The sequence below is a fragment of the Micromonospora sp. NPDC049044 genome (assembly GCF_040649215.1).
Lineage (GTDB): Bacteria > Actinomycetota > Actinomycetes > Mycobacteriales > Micromonosporaceae > Micromonospora.
Window position 1 is genome coordinate 157,359 of record NZ_JBEZFA010000009.1, and the last position, 17,819, is coordinate 175,177.

20 protein-coding genes are annotated in these 17,819 nt (G+C 73.1%); 10 read left to right on the forward strand and 10 right to left on the reverse strand.

Features of this window, described 5'->3' with window-relative positions:
* Positions 1-181 precede the first annotated feature (181 nt).
* On the reverse strand, positions 182-925 hold the full coding sequence (locus tag AB0B85_RS10090) for a TetR/AcrR family transcriptional regulator (protein WP_357405579.1): 744 nt from the start codon (positions 923-925) through the stop codon (positions 182-184).
* An 85-nt stretch (positions 926-1,010) separates the two neighbouring features.
* Between AB0B85_RS10090 and AB0B85_RS10095 the strand changes: the two genes are divergently transcribed.
* Positions 1,011-1,874 (forward strand): NmrA family NAD(P)-binding protein, encoded by an 864-nt coding sequence (locus tag AB0B85_RS10095; protein ID WP_357405581.1) that lies wholly within the window; start codon positions 1,011-1,013, stop codon positions 1,872-1,874.
* Positions 1,875-2,010: 136 nt separating this feature from the next.
* Here AB0B85_RS10095 and AB0B85_RS10100 read toward each other — a convergent pair whose 3' ends face one another.
* Entirely contained in the window at positions 2,011-2,610 is a 600-nt protein-coding gene (locus AB0B85_RS10100) for a TetR family transcriptional regulator (RefSeq protein WP_357405583.1), read from the reverse strand.
* A 106-nt stretch (positions 2,611-2,716) separates the two neighbouring features.
* On the opposite strand from AB0B85_RS10100, the gene AB0B85_RS10105 reads away from it, so the two are divergent.
* The 5 genes from AB0B85_RS10105 (at position 2,717) to AB0B85_RS10125 (ending at position 6,543) form a co-directional block, all read left to right on the forward strand.
* Positions 2,717-3,334 (forward strand): helix-turn-helix domain-containing protein, encoded by a 618-nt coding sequence (locus tag AB0B85_RS10105; protein WP_357405585.1) that lies wholly within the window; start codon positions 2,717-2,719, stop codon positions 3,332-3,334.
* Complete coding sequence (locus tag AB0B85_RS10110; RefSeq protein ID WP_357405587.1) at positions 3,327-4,598, forward strand: MFS transporter; 1,272 nt, start codon at positions 3,327-3,329, stop codon at positions 4,596-4,598. The genes AB0B85_RS10105 and AB0B85_RS10110 overlap by 8 nt, the downstream gene beginning before the upstream one ends.
* A gap of 84 nt (positions 4,599-4,682) precedes the next feature.
* The gene (locus tag AB0B85_RS10115) at positions 4,683-5,186 is read left to right on the forward strand and encodes a nuclear transport factor 2 family protein (RefSeq protein ID WP_357405589.1); all 504 of its coding nucleotides are present in this window, start codon (positions 4,683-4,685) and stop codon (positions 5,184-5,186) included.
* 96 nt (positions 5,187-5,282) lie between these two features.
* The gene (locus tag AB0B85_RS10120) at positions 5,283-5,759 is read left to right on the forward strand and encodes a hypothetical protein (protein ID WP_357405591.1); all 477 of its coding nucleotides are present in this window, start codon (positions 5,283-5,285) and stop codon (positions 5,757-5,759) included.
* A gap of 202 nt (positions 5,760-5,961) precedes the next feature.
* Positions 5,962-6,543, forward strand: a complete 582-nt coding sequence (locus AB0B85_RS10125) for a maleylpyruvate isomerase N-terminal domain-containing protein (protein ID WP_357405593.1) — start codon at positions 5,962-5,964, stop codon at positions 6,541-6,543.
* Here AB0B85_RS10125 and AB0B85_RS10130 read toward each other — a convergent pair.
* Both AB0B85_RS10130 and AB0B85_RS10135 read right to left on the reverse strand, forming a co-directional pair.
* Entirely contained in the window at positions 6,540-7,082 is a 543-nt protein-coding gene (locus tag AB0B85_RS10130; protein ID WP_357405595.1) for a GNAT family N-acetyltransferase, read from the reverse strand. The genes AB0B85_RS10125 and AB0B85_RS10130 overlap by 4 nt on opposite strands.
* Before the next feature lie 42 nt (positions 7,083-7,124).
* The gene (locus tag AB0B85_RS10135; protein WP_357405597.1) at positions 7,125-7,610 is read right to left on the reverse strand and encodes a DUF1992 domain-containing protein; all 486 of its coding nucleotides are present in this window, start codon (positions 7,608-7,610) and stop codon (positions 7,125-7,127) included.
* 223 nt (positions 7,611-7,833) lie between these two features.
* On the opposite strand from AB0B85_RS10135, the gene AB0B85_RS10140 reads away from it, so the two are divergent.
* Positions 7,834-8,484: a LysE family translocator gene (locus AB0B85_RS10140; RefSeq protein WP_357405599.1), complete on the forward strand. Its 651-nt coding sequence runs from the start codon at positions 7,834-7,836 to the stop codon at positions 8,482-8,484.
* A gap of 39 nt (positions 8,485-8,523) precedes the next feature.
* Here the strand turns inward: AB0B85_RS10140 and AB0B85_RS10145 are convergent, their stop codons facing one another.
* From AB0B85_RS10145 to AB0B85_RS10155, 3 genes are read right to left on the reverse strand one after another with little or no spacing between them, the layout of a single operon-like run.
* Positions 8,524-9,345, reverse strand: coding sequence for an SDR family NAD(P)-dependent oxidoreductase (locus tag AB0B85_RS10145; RefSeq protein ID WP_357405601.1), 822 nt, complete (start codon positions 9,343-9,345; stop codon positions 8,524-8,526).
* On the reverse strand, positions 9,342-10,682 hold the full coding sequence (locus AB0B85_RS10150) for an NAD(P)-binding domain-containing protein (RefSeq protein WP_357405604.1): 1,341 nt from the start codon (positions 10,680-10,682) through the stop codon (positions 9,342-9,344). The genes AB0B85_RS10145 and AB0B85_RS10150 overlap by 4 nt, the downstream gene beginning before the upstream one ends.
* 57 nt (positions 10,683-10,739) lie before the next feature.
* The gene (locus tag AB0B85_RS10155) at positions 10,740-11,387 is read right to left on the reverse strand and encodes a TetR/AcrR family transcriptional regulator (protein ID WP_357405605.1); all 648 of its coding nucleotides are present in this window, start codon (positions 11,385-11,387) and stop codon (positions 10,740-10,742) included.
* Between the two features lie 57 nt (positions 11,388-11,444).
* On the opposite strand from AB0B85_RS10155, the gene AB0B85_RS10160 reads away from it, so the two are divergent.
* The 3 genes from AB0B85_RS10160 (at position 11,445) to AB0B85_RS10170 (ending at position 14,584) form a co-directional block, all read left to right on the forward strand.
* Positions 11,445-12,812, forward strand: a complete 1,368-nt coding sequence (locus tag AB0B85_RS10160; RefSeq protein WP_357405607.1) for an MFS transporter — start codon at positions 11,445-11,447, stop codon at positions 12,810-12,812.
* Between the two features lie 50 nt (positions 12,813-12,862).
* Positions 12,863-14,011 carry a hypothetical protein gene (locus tag AB0B85_RS10165; protein ID WP_357405609.1) on the forward strand — a complete coding sequence of 383 codons (1,149 nt, stop codon included), beginning with the start codon at positions 12,863-12,865 and terminating at the stop codon, positions 14,009-14,011.
* Between the two features lie 231 nt (positions 14,012-14,242).
* A complete protein-coding gene (locus tag AB0B85_RS10170) occupies positions 14,243-14,584 on the forward strand; it encodes an RNA polymerase-binding protein RbpA (protein ID WP_030489777.1) in 342 nt (113 codons plus the stop codon).
* A 61-nt stretch (positions 14,585-14,645) separates the two neighbouring features.
* On the opposite strand, the gene AB0B85_RS10175 is transcribed toward AB0B85_RS10170, so the two are convergent.
* The 3 genes from AB0B85_RS10175 to lnt form a co-directional block, all read right to left on the reverse strand.
* Complete coding sequence (locus tag AB0B85_RS10175; RefSeq protein WP_357405611.1) at positions 14,646-15,164, reverse strand: FxsA family protein; 519 nt, start codon at positions 15,162-15,164, stop codon at positions 14,646-14,648.
* A gap of 67 nt (positions 15,165-15,231) precedes the next feature.
* Positions 15,232-16,041: a polyprenol monophosphomannose synthase gene (locus tag AB0B85_RS10180; protein WP_357405613.1), complete on the reverse strand. Its 810-nt coding sequence runs from the start codon at positions 16,039-16,041 to the stop codon at positions 15,232-15,234.
* A gap of 34 nt (positions 16,042-16,075) precedes the next feature.
* Positions 16,076-17,746 carry an apolipoprotein N-acyltransferase gene (gene lnt / locus AB0B85_RS10185; protein WP_357405682.1) on the reverse strand — a complete coding sequence of 557 codons (1,671 nt, stop codon included), beginning with the start codon at positions 17,744-17,746 and terminating at the stop codon, positions 16,076-16,078.
* Positions 17,747-17,819: the final 73 nt, after the last annotated feature.

Genomic DNA, 17,819 nt, shown 5'->3' on the forward strand with positions numbered 1-17,819 from the left:
GGCTGCTCGGGGGTGGATTGCAGAGAACGCACAGGTGTTGCCCTTCGAGAGTGCCTTGTTGGCGAGGCGCTCCCGGCGACACCTACGTCAGTCGCACGGCCATGACGGGAGGGGGAGCACCCACATCGGTCCAGCGTTCATGGGTCTCACCTCCTCGGGCGGTGTCACGGTCAACTGCAAGCTACAAGCCGGGCGTCAGCTCGTCCAGCGCTTTTGCCGGCGGTGCGGTGAGCGATCGGTGCACCCATTCGGTCATGAGCGCGCGTTCGGCGTCGGTGAGCCCCGGCAGGTCGGGCACCACGGTGGCGAAGGTGACCGCCACGGCGCTCACTGTCGTGTCGGGTGTCGCCGGGGTGCGCACGAGGATGCTGCTGAGCACGGCGTCGAACATGGCCTCCCCCAGGCCCGGGTCGCGTTGCTGCGGGGGCGTGCCCAGGAGGGCGAGCACGGTGCCGTTGCCGGCCGCGTGGATCATCATGAGTGCGCGCTGCTCGTCGACAGCCAACAGGCCGGCCGCGGCCAGTCGCCGTACGCGGGTGCGCAGCACCTCGAGGCCGGCAACCGTCGCCGGCGACGGCCCGCCCCGGCCGGCGATGAGCGCGTACAGCTCGGGGTTGGCCAGTCCGAACTCGAGGTGTGCCCGCCACCCGGACCGCAGGTCGGCCACCGGATCGCCCTCGGCGGCGTACGCCACGGCGGACTTGGCGGCGACGTAGGTGGCCATGACGTGCTCGGCGACGGCATCGATCAGGCCGTTCTTGTCACCGAAGAGGCGGTAGATGGTGGGTGCCTGCACGCCGGCGGCCTGGGCGACGGCTCGCGTCGTCACCGCGTTCGCGCCCTCCTCGCGCAGCAGCCGGCTCGCTGCCGCGACGATGCCGTGCCGTACCTCGTCCCGGGATGCCATGTCCTGCGCCGCAACCATGAACCGATGCTAACAGCACCTTGTTATCGCTGCGATAACGTTGCTAACGTAGGTGTGTTAACAACGCTAACAGGGAGTGGTAGTCATGTTCGTCATCACCGGTGCCACAGGTCAACTCGGCTCCCAGATCGTCGACCGGTTGCTCGAGCGGGTTCCCGCCGAGACCGTGGGTGTCAGCGTGCGCGACGTGACAAAGGCGGCCGGTCTGGCCGCCCGCGGTGTCCGGGTCCGCGCCGGAGACTTCACCGACCCGCGCACGCTGCAACACGCCTTCGAGGGTGCCGAAAAGGTCCTCGTCGTGTCCGCCGCCATCCGTGGCAGCGACGCGGCCGCCGCGAACCGCGCCGCCATCGACGCCGCCCACACCGTCGGGGCAAAACGTGTGCTCTACACCAGCCACCAGGCGGCGTCGAAGGACTCCCTCTTCCCCGCCCAGCTCACCCACGCCGAGACCGAGGAGCATCTGGTCGGCCTGGGTGTCCCCTTCACCGCGCTGCGCAACGGCTTCTACGCGAGCACGCTCAGCGTCTACATCGGTGCGGCCCTGGAGACGGGTGTGCTCGCGGCGCCAGCGGACGGTCCGGTCTCCTGGACCGCACACGCCGACCTCGCCGAGGCCGCGGCCATCGCCCTCGCCGACGACGGCGCGCTCGACGGGATCACCGCTCCGCTGACCGGGCCCGAACTGCTCGACCTCGAGGCGGTGGCCGGCATCCTCAGTGCCGTCACGGGTCGCACCATCAGGCGCGTCGTCGTGGATGACCAGCAGTGGCGGGCCACCACCATCGCTGGCGGCGTCCCCGCAGCAGCAGCCGACTTCACCCTCGGCATCTACCGCGCGGCTCGCCGTGGCGAGTTCGCCGTCACCGACCCGACCCTGGAGACCCTCATCGGTCACCGGCCGACGTCCGTCCGTTCGGTGCTCACTGCCATCGTCGCCCGCGCCTGAGGGACGCGAGCCGACCCGCCCGTCCCAGCGGATCAGGGCGGGTCGGCCGCGTCCTCCGTGCGGTCGGGTGGGCCGCCGGGCAGCGATTGCACCCACCTGACCGCGCGGCGGAGTGTGCACGCCGACGTGCCGTGGCTCAATCCGCGCTGGCGGGCCGGACGGTCGACGGTGGCATGTCGGCCGTGGCCAACGTTTGGAAGCACGGACGGAGCAGCTCGATGATCTGGTCGGGCGAGGCGTCCGCGAGTCGGCCGAGGCGAAGCAGGTACCGCTCGATGATCACACCGTGCACGATCGCGCTGAGCAGGCTGGCGCGCAGTTCGGCGTCCTCGGTGGGAATCGCGGTGGTGATCTGACTGAGCTGGGGTTCGGCGGCAGCTCGGTACCGCTCGGCGGCGTCGGTGTTGGTGAGCATCGAACGCAGCACCGCGAGTGAGGCGACCGGCTCGCCGTCCAGACGGCTGGCGAGCGAGGCGAGCAGGACGTCGACGATCTCTTCGCCGCCGCCGGACAACTCGGCGGCGGGCAGCTCGGCGGCCCGGGAGAACAGGTTGTCCTTGGTGCCGAAGTAGTGCATCACCAGGCCGGCGTCGACCCCGACCGTCCTGGCCACGGCGCGGATCGTGGTGCGCTCATAGCCGAGTTCGGCGAACAGCTGCCGGGCCGCCGCCAGGATGCTCTCTTCGGTCTGGCGTCGCTGCTCGGCTCGGGTCAACCGTGGGCTCGGTTGGGTCACCCGGTCATTCTACGGTTGTTGAACAGTGGAGCTGTTGCCGGCGAATCGGCCGCCATCCCTGGGCCTCGGGTTGCTAGAGATGTCTTTCTAAAGCATTCTCTAGGGTGTGACCGAAGAGGTGCCGCAACGTTCCATCAAGCTCACCGACCCACGCACCCTGCGGGCGTACGCGCACCCGCTGCGGATGCAACTGATCGGGCTGCTGCGCCGCGAGGGCCCGATGACCGCCACCCAGGCCGCCGCCCGGCTCGACGACAATGTGCCGAACTGTTCGTTCCACCTGCGCCAGCTCGCCAAGTACGGATTGGCCGAACGCGTTGCGGGGGCGGACGGTCGGGAACGGCCCTGGCGGGCCACCGCGCACGACACGTCCTGGGCCGACGACTCCGACGACCCGGCCATGAAGTCCGCGACGGACCAGCTCAACAGCGTGATGCTCGGCGTCTACACGCAATACGCGCAGGACTACCTCGCAGTCCGCGGCGACGAGCCCGTCGAATGGCGAACCGCCGCCGGCTTCGGCGACGCGCTGCTGCACGTCACCGCCAGTGAGCTGCGTGAGCTCACGGAGGAGGTCGACGCCCTGCTGGCCCGGTACGACGAACGGGTTGCCGACCCGGCGAGACGCCCGCCCGGGTGTCGCCCGGTGCAGTTCATCCAGATGGTGGTGCCGCGTGGACCCGTGCCCCCCGATGACCAGCCAGCGGAGACCGACAGTGACTGAACCCCTCGTTCTGGCCGACCCGGCACCGCCGCGCCGGCCGCGCATCCCACGGCTGCTGCAGCAGACCGCCTTCCGCCGCTACTGGTCCGCGCAGACCGTCTCGCTCTTCGGCGATCAGATCACCATGCTCGCCGTGCCGCTGCTTGCCGTGCTGGCGATCGGCGCCGGACCCGTCGAGATGGGCTACCTGACCGCTGCCTCGCTGCTGCCGAACCTGTTCTTCTCCCTGCCGGCCGGCGCCCTGGTGGACCGGTACCCGCGCCGACGACACGTAATGATCATCGCCGACCTTGGCCGGGCGGGCCTTCTGCTGGCCGTGCCGCTGCTGTGGTGGGCGGACGCACTGAACCTGCCGCTGCTCTGTGTCGTGGCCTTCCTGATCGGGATCCTCTCGATGTTCTTCGAGGTGGCGCACAGCAGCCTCTTCGCCGCCCTGGTCCGGCGGCCGGACTATGTGGACGCCAGTAGTCTGATCAACGGCAGCAGAGCCATGTCGTACGTGGCCGGCCCGAGCATCGGTGGCGTGCTCGTGCAGGTGCTCACCGCTCCGATCGCGCTTGTCGCCGACGTGCTCACCTACCTGGCGTCCGCTGTCTTCCTGGCCCGCACAAGGGTCACCGAGCATCCGGTACAGAGCGGCCCGGGCCTGGGCATGGCCGCCGGTGTGCGGTATGTGGCCCGGTCCGCGGTGCTACGGGCGATCCTGCTTGGCACCACCACGCTCAACCTGTTCAACTACATGTTCGCCGCGCTCTTCGTGCTGTACGTGACCACCGAGCTGGACGTCTCCCCCGGCATGCTGGGCCTCGTCGTCGGGACCGGCGCGTTCGGCGGACTGCTCGGCGCTGCGGTAAGCGGTCCGCTCAGTCGCCGGATCGGCATCGGCCCGGCGGTAATCCTCGGTCTCGTCGTCTTTCCGGCCCCACTGATCCTCGTGCCGCTGGCCGGGGGACCGCGGCCGCTGGTGCTCGCGCTGCTGATCACCGCCGAGTTCGTCTCCGCGCTGGGCGTCATGGTCCTCGACATCGCGGCCGGATCGGTGCAGACCGCTGCCACACCGGGGACGATGCTCGCCGTGGTGTCCGGTGTCAGACGCACTGTCAACTACGGCATCCGGCCGGTCGGCGCCCTGATCGGCGGAGCGCTCGGCGCCGCGATGGGGGTGCGCTCCGCCCTCTGGATCGCCAGCATCGGTGCCCTGCTCGGGGTGCTCTGGGTCGTCTTCTCCCCGCTGCGCAGCATGCGCAAGCTGCCCGAGGAGTGATGCGCCACCGTTGCCGAACGAATCCCGGGGGCGACGCTGGCCGAGGGCTGGCGGCGTTGCCGGGTTCGGGTCATTCAACGGTTGTTGACCGGCCCGCCTCGTTCGCTCTACGCTCGTTCAATCAACGCATGTTCAACGAATGCTGACCAGGAGGTCACGATGACAACCTCGTCCCGCGCAGTCGTCGAAGAGATCCTGCGGGCCGGCCGCGAGGCCGACATCGAGGCGTTCGTGGCGTTGATGGCGCCGGACGGGTACCTCGAGTGGCCGTACCACCCGCCGGGCGTGCCCGGCCGACTGCGGGGCCGTCCAGAGATTCGCCGTCATCTCACGCAGACAGCCGGCACCTTCATCAGGTTCGACGAATACCGCAACGTGGTGCTGCACGAGACCACCGACCCCGAGGTCGTCATCGTGGAGTACGAGGCGTACGGCAGCGTCGTCGCCACTGCCGGGCCGTTCGAGCAGCAGGTGATCGCGGTCATTCGCGTCCGCGACGGCCAGGTCCTGTCCTATCGCGACTACGTCAACCCGCTGCCCCTCGTCGAGGCGCTGGCCAGCATCACCACCGCCACAGCGCCGGGCTGACCCGGACAGATCCGCGCCGCACCGGGACCATCGCCCGGGTGCCCGCCGAGCCGGTGATTTGACCCTCGAGCGGGTCGAGGCCCGAGCATCTGCGCCATGGACGACCAACAGACAGCCGACCCAACAATGGCGCGCATCATCGAGGCGGTGCAGCTCGGCCAGTCCGGTCGGCCAGCCCGGGCCCGCGAGCTGCTCAGCGCGCTGTGGGACGAGATCGGCCCCGGCGGCGACCCGCTGCACCGCTGCACCCTCGCCCACTACCTCGCCGATCTGCAGGACACCACCGAGGCGGAGCTGGGCTGGGACGAGCGCGCCCTGGCCGCCGTGTCCGACCTGACCGACGAACGCGCCAGGCGATACCTGCCCTCGCTCCAGGTCCAGGCGTTCCTGCCGTCGCTGTTTCTCAACCTGGCCGACTGTCACCGTCGCCTGGGCCAGCCCGCCCAGGCTCGCGAGTACCTGGCCCGAGCCGGCGAGCAGGTGGCGCACCTGCCGGACGACCCGTACGGCGCGACGATCCGCGCGGCCGTTCGCGACTTCACCGCGGACGACCCGACCGACCTGCGGCGGTAATCGTTTCGCGGCGGACCGGCCAGTTCAGCATCGCCCGGGTCCATGCCGAGCACCCGCAGGCCGGCGCCGCTGATCGGCGACGTCGCGGCGAGCACCCGCAGGGTGGTGAACTAGCCGGCGCCGTTGGGGCCGAGCAGCCCGATTTTCCGCGTGGCGCCGGATCTCGATTGCGTCACCCGACCGGCACTGCGACAGTCGTCGGATGTCAACGGTGACCGGCGTCGAACTGCTCCAGGCAGCCGACGAGATGACCCGGGTGCTGCACCCGCACCGCGAGCGCGACTGGTCCGTGCCCGCCGGCCCACTGACCTGGAGCTGCTGGACCACCGCCGCGCACATCGCGCACGACCTGCTCGCCTACGCCGGCCAGGTCACCGGCCGCCCGGATGACGGCTACCTCCCGTACGACCTGCGGGTCTCCCCCGCCGCGAGCCCGGCGCAGACCCTCACCGTGGTGCGGGCCTGCGCCGGGCTGCTCGCCGCCGCCGTCGACGCCGCCGCACCGGACACCCGGGCCTGGCACTTCGGCCCCTGCGACCCGGTGGGCTTCGCCGCGATGGGAGTGGCCGAGACCCTGCTGCACACCCACGACATCACCGTCGGTCTCGGCGTGGCCTGGCAGCCGCCGCAGCGGTTGAGCGCGGCGGTGCTGCGGCGACTCTTCCCGGATGCCCCGGACGGTGCCGCACCCCAGGTCCTGCTGTGGCTGACCGGGCGCGGTGACCTGCCCGGCCGGGCCCGACGCACCTCGTGGCGGTGGCAGGCGGCGGTGGCGGAGGGCTAGCCGACGCTCAGCGAGTGCCGGTGACCGTCAAGCGGAAAGGGCGGCCGGGCCGGCAGCATTTCCTGGAACACGAAGCCACTCTTCTGCGCCACCCGGCAGGACGCCACATTGTCCACCTGGTGCAGCAGGTCGAGGCGCTCCAGCTCGGGGAACTCCTCGAACGCCCACCGGCTGAGCGCGGTGACCGCCCGCGGCGCGACACCACGCCCGCGTGCCCACGACGCCGTCCAGTACCCCACCTCGGGCATGGGCCAGTGCACGCTCACCCTCTTGAGCACCACGTTCGCCACCAGCCGTGGCTTGTCGGCGTCGTCCTGGAGGACCGCGAAGCTGTAGCGCCGACCGGCGTCCCAGTCCTGCCGGGTCCGCGCCAACCACTGTCGACCCTCGGCCGGGCTGGTCACCGGCAGCCGGGTCCACCGGCGCAACACCGGATCCCGGTACGCGTCAAGCAGGGCGTCCAGGTCGTCGTCCCGCCACTGGCGCAGGGCCAGGCCCGGCACCGACGGCGGACCGGACGCGCGCAGGTCGATACCCATCGGCACAGTCTGCCGGTGCCGGGCACCGCCGACCAGACCGGGTCAGCGCGACCGGCGGCGCCACGACAACCACCAGGCGCGGCGCGGCCGGCGTGGCGCGGCGACGCTCACCCGGTCGGTCGCCGGCGTCGCGAGGCTGGGCGCGGCGTGCTCGGCGCGCCAGCGGCGCACCACCTCGTCGGCGTTCACCGGACGCACCGCCACCCGGGGGCCGTCGGGGTTGCGCAGCCACGCCACGATCTGCGCGTTGAGCTGCCCCACGAAGTCGCGTACGGCCTGTTCGGTGGGCAGGTCGCGGACCTCGTCGGGGACCTGCTCGATGCGTCGGCGCAGTTGCAACGGGGTGGGCAGGAGCAGGTCGCTCGGCAACGCCTCACGCTCCAGGAAACTCTTGATCCACCACGACTCGTCGTACGGTGTGCCCTGGCCGGGGATCGGTTTGCCCATGCCGGGCAGGTCGTCGAACTCGCCGCGTTGCACGGCTCCCCGGATCTGCGCCTCCACCGCCGCTTCCCACGCCTCGGTCACCCTGCGGCACCTCCCCCGGCCACCGTAACGCGCCGCCTCCGCCGGCAGCACTTCGTACCAGGTCAGCACGCCCCCGGCGGTGACCATTCCCCGCGGCTGCCGGCGGAGGGGGTTTCCGCCCGGGTGACCGGATCCAGGGCCACCGTCTGCCAGGTGGCCCTGGGACGACGCGGTCACCCCGGCCTAGGGTCGCAGCGGGGCTGCCGAACGGGGGGAAAGCATCATGGTCAGCACGGGGGCGCTGGTGGGCATCGCGCTTGTGGCGTTGGGGATGGTGCTCACGCCCGGCCCGAACATGGTCTACCTGGTGTCCCGCTCGGTGTCGCAGGGCCGCCGGGCCGGGCTCATCTCGTTGCTGGGGGTCGCCGCCGGGTTCGCGGTGTACCTGGCGGCGGCGGTCCTCGGCCTGGCCACCGTCTTCGTGCTGGTGCCGACCCTGTACGCCGTGGTGAAGCTGGCCGGCGCCGGCTACCTGCTCTGGCTGGCCTGGCGGACGTTGCGTCCGGGCGGAGGGTCACCATTCGCCCCCACGCCGCTGCCACCGGACCCGTCCCGGCGGCTGTTCACCATGGGTCTGGTCACCAACCTGCTGAACCCGAAGATCGCGATCCTCTACGTGTCGCTGCTACCGCAGTTCATCGACCCGGCACGGGGGCACCTGGCGGTGCAGAGCCTGCTGCTGGGCCTGACCCAGGTCGCCGTCGCGTTGAGCGTGAACGGGCTGATCGTGCTCAGCGCCGGCACGTTGGCCGGGTTCTTCGCCCGTCGACCGGTGTGGCTGCGGGTGCAGCGGTGGGTGACCGGCACCGCCCTGGCCGCGTTGGCCCTGCGGATCGCCGCCGACCGGTCCCGCGCGGCCGTCGCCACGCCCTGACCGGCCGGGCGGTGCCCGCGCCGCTTCGACCGCGGCACCTCACCGTCCCCGGTGACGGCGGACCATTCCGGCGGCCAGCGGCGCGGCGTTCAGGTCACCGGCGGCGATCCGGGCGCTGAGGGTACGCCGCACCAGCCGGTCGGCCAGCGCCGGCGCGTGCCGACCGACAGCCAACTCCAGCCGACCGCGCGTCGTGGTCGCCACGTCACGCGGTGCCCGCCGGGCGGCGGCGGTCCGCAGGATCGCCGCGACCACCCCCTCGACGGGCTCGGGGCGGGACACCCCGCGCAGGGACAGGCCGGCCTCGGCGGTGCTGTGGTGGATGGGTGAGACGACCATGCTGGGGTAGACCACGCTCACCCCGACGTGCGTGCCCACCTCGTGGCGCAGCGCGTCGGCGTACGCCACCAGCGCCCGTTTGCTGACTCCGTACGCGGCGGCGAGCGGCAGCGGCAGCACCGCCATCCGACTGGCCACGAAGATGACCCGTCCGCGTGCGGTGAGCAGCTGTGGCATTGCCGCGGCGGTGGTCCGCCAGGCGGCGAGCAGGTTGACCTCCAACTGTCGGCGGACCACCTCGTCGGGGGGCAGTTCGGCGGGGGCGGGACCACCGACACCGGCGTTGTTGATCAGCAGGTCCAGCCCGCCGAGCCGGTCGAGCGCGGCGCGTACCGCCGGTGCCACGGCGTCCGGGTCGGTCAGGTCGCAGCCGAGCACCGGCAGGTCGCCGTCGGGGCGCGCGTGCAGGTCGAGCCCCACCACCTGGGCGCCGGCGGCGGTGAACGCCGCGCCGAGATGCCGGCCGAACGTTCCGCTCGCGCCGGTCAGCAGCACCCGACGGCCGGCCAGCCGACCCGTCACCGCCGCACCCCGCCCGAGGAGGCCGCACCGGAGCGGGCCCGGCGGGTTCCGGCGACCAACTCGCGGGCCATCTCGGCCAGGTAACCGTCGAAGTCCACCCGCATCGCCGGGCGGCGCTGACCCCACCGGGCGGTCGCGGCCCGCAACTCGGCCCGACACGCGGCCCGCTGCCGGTCGGGGTTCGGCAGCGCGTACCGGCCGGCGAGGTGCGCGGCGATCAGCTTGGCCTGCGCCTCCATCAGGGGAAACGCGGAACCGGTAGACTGCATCAGCCCCACGAAGGTCAGGCCCGGGGCGTCGGTGTGGAACACGTGCCGGTACAGCGGCAGGGTGTCCGCGCCGCCGCCGAGCAGCGCCGGGTCGAGGAACGGGATCTCCACCCGGTAGCCGGTGCACCAGATGATCAGGTCGACGCTGTCGCTGCGCCCGTCGGTGAACTCGACCCGGTCCCCGTCCAGTGCGGCGACGCCGGGCCGGGCCTCGACGTCGCCGTGGGTCAGCCGGGACAGCAGCCCGTCGGAGAGCGTCGGATGATCCTGCAGGAAGCCGTGCCGCGGTGCGGGCAGCCCGTAGCGGGTGGGGCTGCCGACTGTGGCGTTCAGCGTCGCCTGGCTGACGCGTTGGCGCAGTCGCCACGGCAGTCGGCGGGCCAGGGCCCCGTTCAGGGTGTCCGAGGGGCGGCCCAGCAGGTACTTCGGTACGACCCAGACGCCCCGGCGCAGCGAGAGCAGGGTGCGGGTGGCGGCGTACGAGGCGTCCACCGCGATGTCCATCGCGGAGTTGCCGCCGCCCACGACCAGGACCCGGCGGCCGGCCAACTGCTCCGGGCCCCGGTAGTCGTGGCTGTGCAGCTGCTCGGCCGTGCAGGTGCCCGGGTATGACGGTTCGGGCAGCCGGGGCACCCGGTTGTGCCCGTTGGCGACGACCACGGCGTCGACGGTGACGGTGACCGGCCCGTCCGGTCCGGTCGCGACCACCGTCCAGGTGCTGCCCGGGGCCTGGGTGACCCGCTCGACGGTGTGCCGCAGCCGGATGTCCCCGCCCAGCCCGAAGCGGTGGGCGTAGTCGGCGAGGTAGCCGGCGACCCGGCGGTGGTCGGGGTAGTCGGGCCAGTCGGTGGGCATCGGGTGGTCGGCGAACTGGGTGCGTCCCCGACTGGTGTTCAGGTGCAGCGTGCGGTACGCGGGCGAGTCGGGTGCCCCGTACACCCAGAGGCCACCGACCTGCTCGGCGGCCTCGAAGGCGACCGTCGGCACATCGGCGTCGCGCAGTGCCTTGACGGCGGCGAGCCCGGCCGCGCCGGCGCCGATCACCGCCACCCGAGGTGGTCCGCCCATTACCGCCCCCCATTTAATCCAACGTCGGATGGATAATCGTCGGGCGGCGGCGACGCGTCAAGGGGTCGACGACCCGTACAGGCCGTCGAGCAGGCGGTGCACGAACGCCCGGAACTCGCGCCGTTCCCGAGCGCCCGGCGCACCGGCGGCCAGGGCCACCACGTGCGCGTGGGTCGCCCACACCAGGCTGCGGACGGTGATGTGCGGCGTCGGCTCGGCCAGCGCCCCGGCCGTCGCGGCGGCGCCGAGCAACTCCGTGATCAGCCGGTACAACGGCTCGGCGTAGCGCGTGTCGAGCTCGGCGTGCCGCTGCGGTTCGAGCCAGCGGCGCAGCCACAGCGCGGTGGTCTCCGGGCGGTCCTCCAGGAAGTCGACGAAGACGTCGACGAGCTCGTGCAGGGCCCGCCGGGCCGCCTGCGGCCCCGCGTCGAGCGCCGCGCGGGCCTGCGCGGCGGCCTGGGTGAGCACCTCCTGCTCGGCGGCGAAGACCCGGGCGAAGCAGGCGTCGTAGAGCGCCGCCTTCGTACCCGTGTGGTGCGCGACAGTGGCGACGTCGACCCCGGCGGCGGCGGCGACCTCCCGCAACCCGACGGCGTCGAATCCCCGCTCGGCGAACAGCGTGGTCGCCGCGGTGAGCACCACCTCACGGGTCGGGCGGGTCTCGTCACGGCGGGGCCGACCGGGCCGGCGGCGAGGCATGGTCATGGCCGCCATTCTGCCCCTAGAATCCAGCCACCGTTGGATTACCGAGGGGATGCGGCGATGACCGGGCTCGACCGGCGGCCCCTGGCCGCCACCGACGCGACACTTGCCCGGGGCCCGCTGGCGGGCTTCGCGGCCGGCTCGCTCGGCATGGGTGTCTGGGTGACAGTGCCCGGCCTGCTGCTGCTGTACTTCCTCACCGACGTGCTGGCCGTCGGGCCGTGGCTGGCCGGCCTCGCCCTGCTGCTGCCGAAGATCGCCGACGTGCTGCTGCACCCCTGGGTGGGGCACCGCGCCGACGTCGAGCAGACCCGCCGCGGTGACCGGCGCCGCCTGCTGCTGCTCGGCTGTGCCCTGCCCGTCGCGTTCGCCGCGCTCTTCGCGGTGCCCGGCGGGTTGACCGGCGGGCCGGCGGCCGGCTGGGTGGCGGTGTGCTTCGTCGCCGGCAATCTGCTCTTCGCCGCCTACCAGGTGCCCTACCTGGCCACCCCGGCCGACCTGCGGATCGGTTACGACGAACGCACCCGGCTGATGGCGTTCCGGATGGTCGTGCTGACCCTGGGCATCCTGCTCTCCGGGTTGCTGGCCCCGCTGCTCACCGGCGGCGACGCCGCGACCCGGGGCGGCTACCAGCGGATGGGGATGATCCTCGCCGTCGGCATGCTGGCCGCCATGCTTGTCGGTGTCGCCGGCATCGCCCGGCTGCGCGGGCGGGCGGCGGACCCCACCCCGGCGGGGCACGGCGGGTGGCCGGCCCTGCGCACCGCGCTGCGCGACCGACAGTTCCGCTGGCTGGTGGCCGCATACCTGGCCATGTCCACCGCCACCCACCTGGTGCTCGCCGGGGTGCCCTACTACGCCGAGTACGAGCTGCGCTCCCCCGGCCTGACCACGGTGCTGGTGGCCGCGTTCGTCGCACCGGCGCTGCTGGTCACCCCGGCCTGGTTGGTGCTGGCCCGCCGTGTCGGCAAGCAACGGGCGCTGCTGGGCGCGCAGGGCGCGTTCGCGATCGGGTCGCTGGTGCTCGCTGTCGGTCGACCGGCCGGCCTGCCGGTGTTGATCGGCGCGGTGGCGGTGCTCGGGGTGGCGTTCGCCGGCATGCAACTGCTGCCCTTCTCGATGCTGCCCGACGTGATCCGCGCCGCCGCCACCGACCGCACCACCGAGACCACTGGTGCCGGCACCTACACCGGGGTGTGGACGGCAACCGAGGCCACCGGCGCGGCACTGGGCCCGTACGCGTACGCGCTGTGCCTGGCCGTCGGCGGTTTCGTGGCCTCGACGGCCGGTGAGTCACCGACGCAGCCCGACGCGGCGCTGGCGGCGGTCCGCTACGGCTTCGGGCTGCTGCCGGCGGTGGCGATGCTCGCGGCGCTGTTGCTGCAACGCCACTACACCCTGGACGCGCGCGCCCGCGCCGCGAGCTGACCCGCCGCGGTGCGGCGGGCGGCCACACCCGGCACTAGACTGCCACCTCGATGGACGCCCAGCCCACCACCGCCGAAACCCGCCCCTGCGCCCACTGTGGACAGCCGGTGCCGCAGCGTGTCGGCGCGGGCCGACCGTTTCGGTACTGCCGGGACAACGACGGCGCCTGCCAGCGGGCGTCCCGCAACAGCCGGATGCGCCACCGCAACGCCCCCGGCCTACCGGGGCAGGTGGCCCGCACCTGGGAGGCGGTGGACCGGCTCGACCAGATCGTCGAGACGCTCACCGAATCCCTGCACGCCGAGTTGTCCCCGGTGGGTGTGCAGCGCCAGATCGCCCAGGTCCGCGCGGAGGCCGCCACCGAGGTCGCGGCGGCGCAGACCGAACGCGACGAGGCCCGCGACGACGCCGAGACCGCCGCCGCCGACGCGGCGCGGGCCCGGGAGCAGGCCCGCGCGGCTTCCGCCGCCGCCGACGAGGCCCGCCAGCGCGCCGAGCAGGCGCACCAGCGGGCCACCGCGGCCGACGAGCGGGCGCGGAACGCCGAAGCCGCCCGCGACCAGGCACGCCACGACGTCAGTGCCGCCGAGGCGCTGCGCGTCCAGGCCGAACGTGACCGGGACCAGGCCCGCGCCGAGGTGCGCGACCTGCGCGCGCAACGCGACGCCGAGCGGCAGCGGGTGGCCGACCTGACCGGCGAACGCGACGCGGCCCGCGCCGACGCCGAGCGGGCCACCCGGGTGGCCGCCGACGCGACCGAACGGGCCGGGCGGTGGCAGGCCGAGGTGCAGGACGTCCGCCGCCAGATCGAGCAGGCCCGTGCCGACGCCGCCCGCGCCCGCGCCGAGGCCGCAGACGCCACTCGCGCCCGGGAGCAGGCCGACCGGGCCCGCGACCGCGCCCAGGTCGCCGCCCGTCAGGTCGACGAGGCCCGGCAGGAGGTCGCGCAGGTCGCGGCGCGGCTGCGGGCGGAGCTGGCCGCCGCCACCGCGGCGCGGGACACGCTCACCGCCGAGCTGAGCGCGGCCCGGCAGGCGGCGGCCACCGCCGAGAGCCAGGTCACCGCCCTGACGGTACGACTCGACGCCGCCGAAGGTGACCGGGACCTGGCCCAGCGGCGGGTGGCGCAACTCGGTGACCAGGTCAGCGACCTGGCGTTGGCGCTGGCCCGCCTCGGCCCGCCGCCGACGACCGGGTGACCTGAGTGGCGCAACTTTCACTGCCCGGGGGCGGTTAACCTTCCCGGTGGCAGCGGGTGGCGTCTCCGTTGCGACCCGCCCGGGGATCACCTGGCCGGGTGCGTGTCCCGGCCGGCTACCCTTGGTCGCGGCCCCACCCGTGGACGCCTCACGCCCTCGGGCGGGAATGGCTCGGCGGGAACGCGCCGTTACACCCAGAAGACCAGCACCACGAACGAGGGGAAGTCGATCATGGGCGAGCGTATGCTGCGCGGAAGCCGCCTTGGCGCGGTGAGCTACGAATCCGACCGCAACACGGAGCTCGCGCCGCGTCAGACCCGCGAGTACCTCTGCGCCAAGGGCCATCAGTTCGAGGTGCCGTTCGCCGTCGACGCCGAGGTCCCGATGACCTGGGAATGCAAGTTCGACGGCAGCGTCGCCCGACTCGTCGACGGCAACGAGCCGGAGCAGAAGAAGGCCAAGCCGCCGCGTACCCACTGGGACATGCTGCTGGAGCGGCGCTCGATCGCCGAGCTCGAGGACATCCTCGAGGAGCGCCTGCAGGAGGTTCGGACCCGCCGCGGCCGCGCCTGAGCCGCACGACACCAGCGCCCCCGGGGTCATCCCCGGGGGCGCCGTCTTGTCTGCGTGCGGTCTACTGGCGGCCGGGCTCGATGATCTCGCCCTCGATGGCCCGACCACCGTCGACCACCACCGGCGGCTGCGGCTGCGGGGTCGGTTGCGGCGCACCCTGGCGCACCCGCACCGTTCGGGGGCCGAACAGGTCACCGGCGACCATCGACGACACCCGCCGCTCGGTGGCCCGGCGCACTCCGGCGCGGGCCAGTCGCCGCACCGGCGGCACCAGCAGCAGCAACCCGATCAACCCGCTGACCAGACCGGGCGCCGCCAGCAACAGGGCACCACCCAAACCCACAAGGCCGTCGGTCACCTGCCCACCGGGCGGTTGCCCGGCAGACGCGGCGGCGCGGAACCCACGCCAGGCGCGCATCCCCTCCCGGCGCAGCAGCACCAACCCCAGCAGGGACGCCGCGAAGACCAGCAGCACGGCCAGCCCGAACCCCAGCGCCCGCCCGACCCCGACGAACACCGCCAGCTCCACCACCACCGCCAGCAACAGGGCCAACGGCACGAACTTCAGTCCTCGGCGCATCTCACCTCATCGCCATTCCCGCGACACCATTGACGTGTCCCGCTCAGCAAGCATGACACGAGCGCGCTCACGGCCACCGGGCCTGACCGGTGGCCGTGCCGTTCAGGCCACGGCGTACCGCCTGCCGCCGGTCCTGCACCCCCCAGGCGGTGATCCGCCACAGCGCCTCGGCCACGATCCGCGGGCTCATCTTGCTGTCCCCGCGTTCCCGTTCGGCGAAGGTGATCGGCACCTCCACGATCCGCACCCCCGCCCGGTGCGCCAGCCGGGACAACTCCACCTGGAACGAATACCCCTGCGACGTCACCGACGCCAGGTCGATGGCGTCCAACGCGCTGATCCGGTACACCCGGTAACCGCCCGTGGCGTCCGAAACGGGCATGCCCAGGGCGAGGCGCGCGTACAGGTTGCCGCCACGCGACAGCAGCAGCCGCCGCAGCGGCCAGTTGAGCACCTGCGCGCCGCTGGTCCACCGCGACCCGATCACCACGTCGGCGTCGCGGGCGGCCTCCAGCAGCGCCGGCAGGTCCTCCGGGGCGTGCGAGCCGTCGGCGTCCATCTCCACGACCGCCTGGTAGCCGCGCTCACGGGCCCAACCGAACCCGGCCAGATACGCCGCACCGAGACCCTCCTTGCCCTGGCGGTGCAGCACCTGCACGTGCGCGTCACCGTCGGCGAGGGCGTCGGCGATCGCGCCGGTGCCGTCGGGGCTGTTGTCGTCGGCGATGAGGATCCGTACCGCCGGGGCGGCGCGCCGGACCCGGCCGACGATCGTGGCGATGTTGTCGGCCTCGTTGTAGGTGGGGATCACCACAAGCACCCGGCCCACACCCGGCACCTCGTCCGGGCGTCGGATCGTATCGGTCGCCTGGATCATGGTTCCTCCGCTCCCGCCGGCGTACCGGCTGTTGCTACCCGGGCATGACCCGCTGCCGCCGACGCAGCACCGCCGCGCCGACCAGGGCCGCCACGGCCAGCGCGGCGAGCGTCACCTCCGGCCACCAGCCGAGGCGGGTGGCGAGGGTACGCCCGTCGTCGAGCCGCAACTGCCGCACCACGACCTCCCGGGTGTTGAACCCGGTGGCATCGCTTACCCGCCCGTCGGGGGCGACGAACCCGGACACGCCGACCGTGGACGCCATCAACGCCGGCCGACCGTGCTCGACGGCCCGCAGCCGCACCATGGCCAACTGCTGGAGGGCCTCGGCCTCGTTGAAGGTGGCGTTGTTGGTCTGCACCACAAGCAGTTGCGCGCCGCCGGTGACGGTGTCGCGGACCACCTCGTCGTAGGCGACCTCGAAACAGATCACGTCACCGAGCACGGCCGGGCCGGCGCGTACCACGCCCGGGGTGCTACCGGCCACGAAGTCGCTGCGGATCAGGTCGACCTGCTTGCTGACCCTGCGCGCGATGTCCCGCAACGGCACGTACTCGGCGAACGGCACGGGATGCCGTTTGGCGTAGAGCTGGTCCATGTCCGCGCCGGTGCCGGGCCGCCACAGCATGCCCGCGTTGCGGACCTGCCCGGGGCCGGGCCCGAGCAGCACCGCGCCGACCAGGATGGGCGCGCGGACCGTGTCGGCGGCCTGGGAGATCCGGGCCCCGGCGGTGGGGTTGCGCAGCGGGTCGATGTCGCTGGAGTTCTCCGGCCACACCACCAGGTCGGGTTGCCGCTCGGCGCCGGAGGCGACCCGCGCGGCCAACTTCAGGGTGGCGTCGACGTGGTTGTCCAACACCGCCTGCCGTTGGGCGTTGAAGTCCAGCCCGAGGCGCGGCACGTTGCCCTGCACGATCGCCACGGTGACTGTGGCGCCGGACCCGGCGGCGGCGACCGGCACGAACAGCCCCACGGCGCTCAGCGCGACGGCCAGGACGGCCGGTACGGCCACTGGCGCCCACCGCCGCCCGGCAGTGACCCCCAGCGGCCGGTCAACGCCCTGCGGGCCGTCAGCGTGTGAGGTGGCATCCGGCGGGGTGTCGGCGTGCCAGGTGGCGTCCTGGGGGGTGGAACGGGCGGCCCAGCCGCGCCAGGCGGCGGCGACCAGCAACCCGCCGGCCAGGGCCACCGCGAAGGTGACAAGCGGCGCGCCGCCGAGCGCGGCCAGGCGCAGCAGCGGAGAGTCGTCCTGGCTGAACGCCAACCGCCCCCACGGGAAACCGCCGAACGGGGTGCGGTCGCGCAGCGCCTCCTGCCCCACCCACAGCAGCCCGGTCAGCGTCGGCCACTCCCAGCGGCCACGGTCGGCCAGCGGGGACACCCAGGCGGTGGCGGCACCGAGCAGCGCCAGGTAGCCGGCCTGCAGCAGCGACAGCAGCACCCACGGCAGGTAACCGGTGTGCAGGTTCGTCCAGGCCAGCATCGGCGCGAACAGCGCCACCCCGGTGAGGAAACCCAGGCCCGCGCCGGCACGAACCCGTCGCCGGTGGGCGGCGGCGGCCAACAGCGCCACACCTACCGGCGCGAGCGGCCACACCCCGTAGGGCGGGAACGCCAGCAGCAGGGCCAGCCCGGCGATCACGGCCATGGGCGCGGCCACGCGCAGCGGCAGCGGCCGACCCGCCGCGACCGGCGCGCGCAGCACCGTGGGGACGTGACTCTCGTCCCGGTCCAGGGTCGTCACCGCAGCTTCACCTCGATCACGCGCCGAAGGCTAC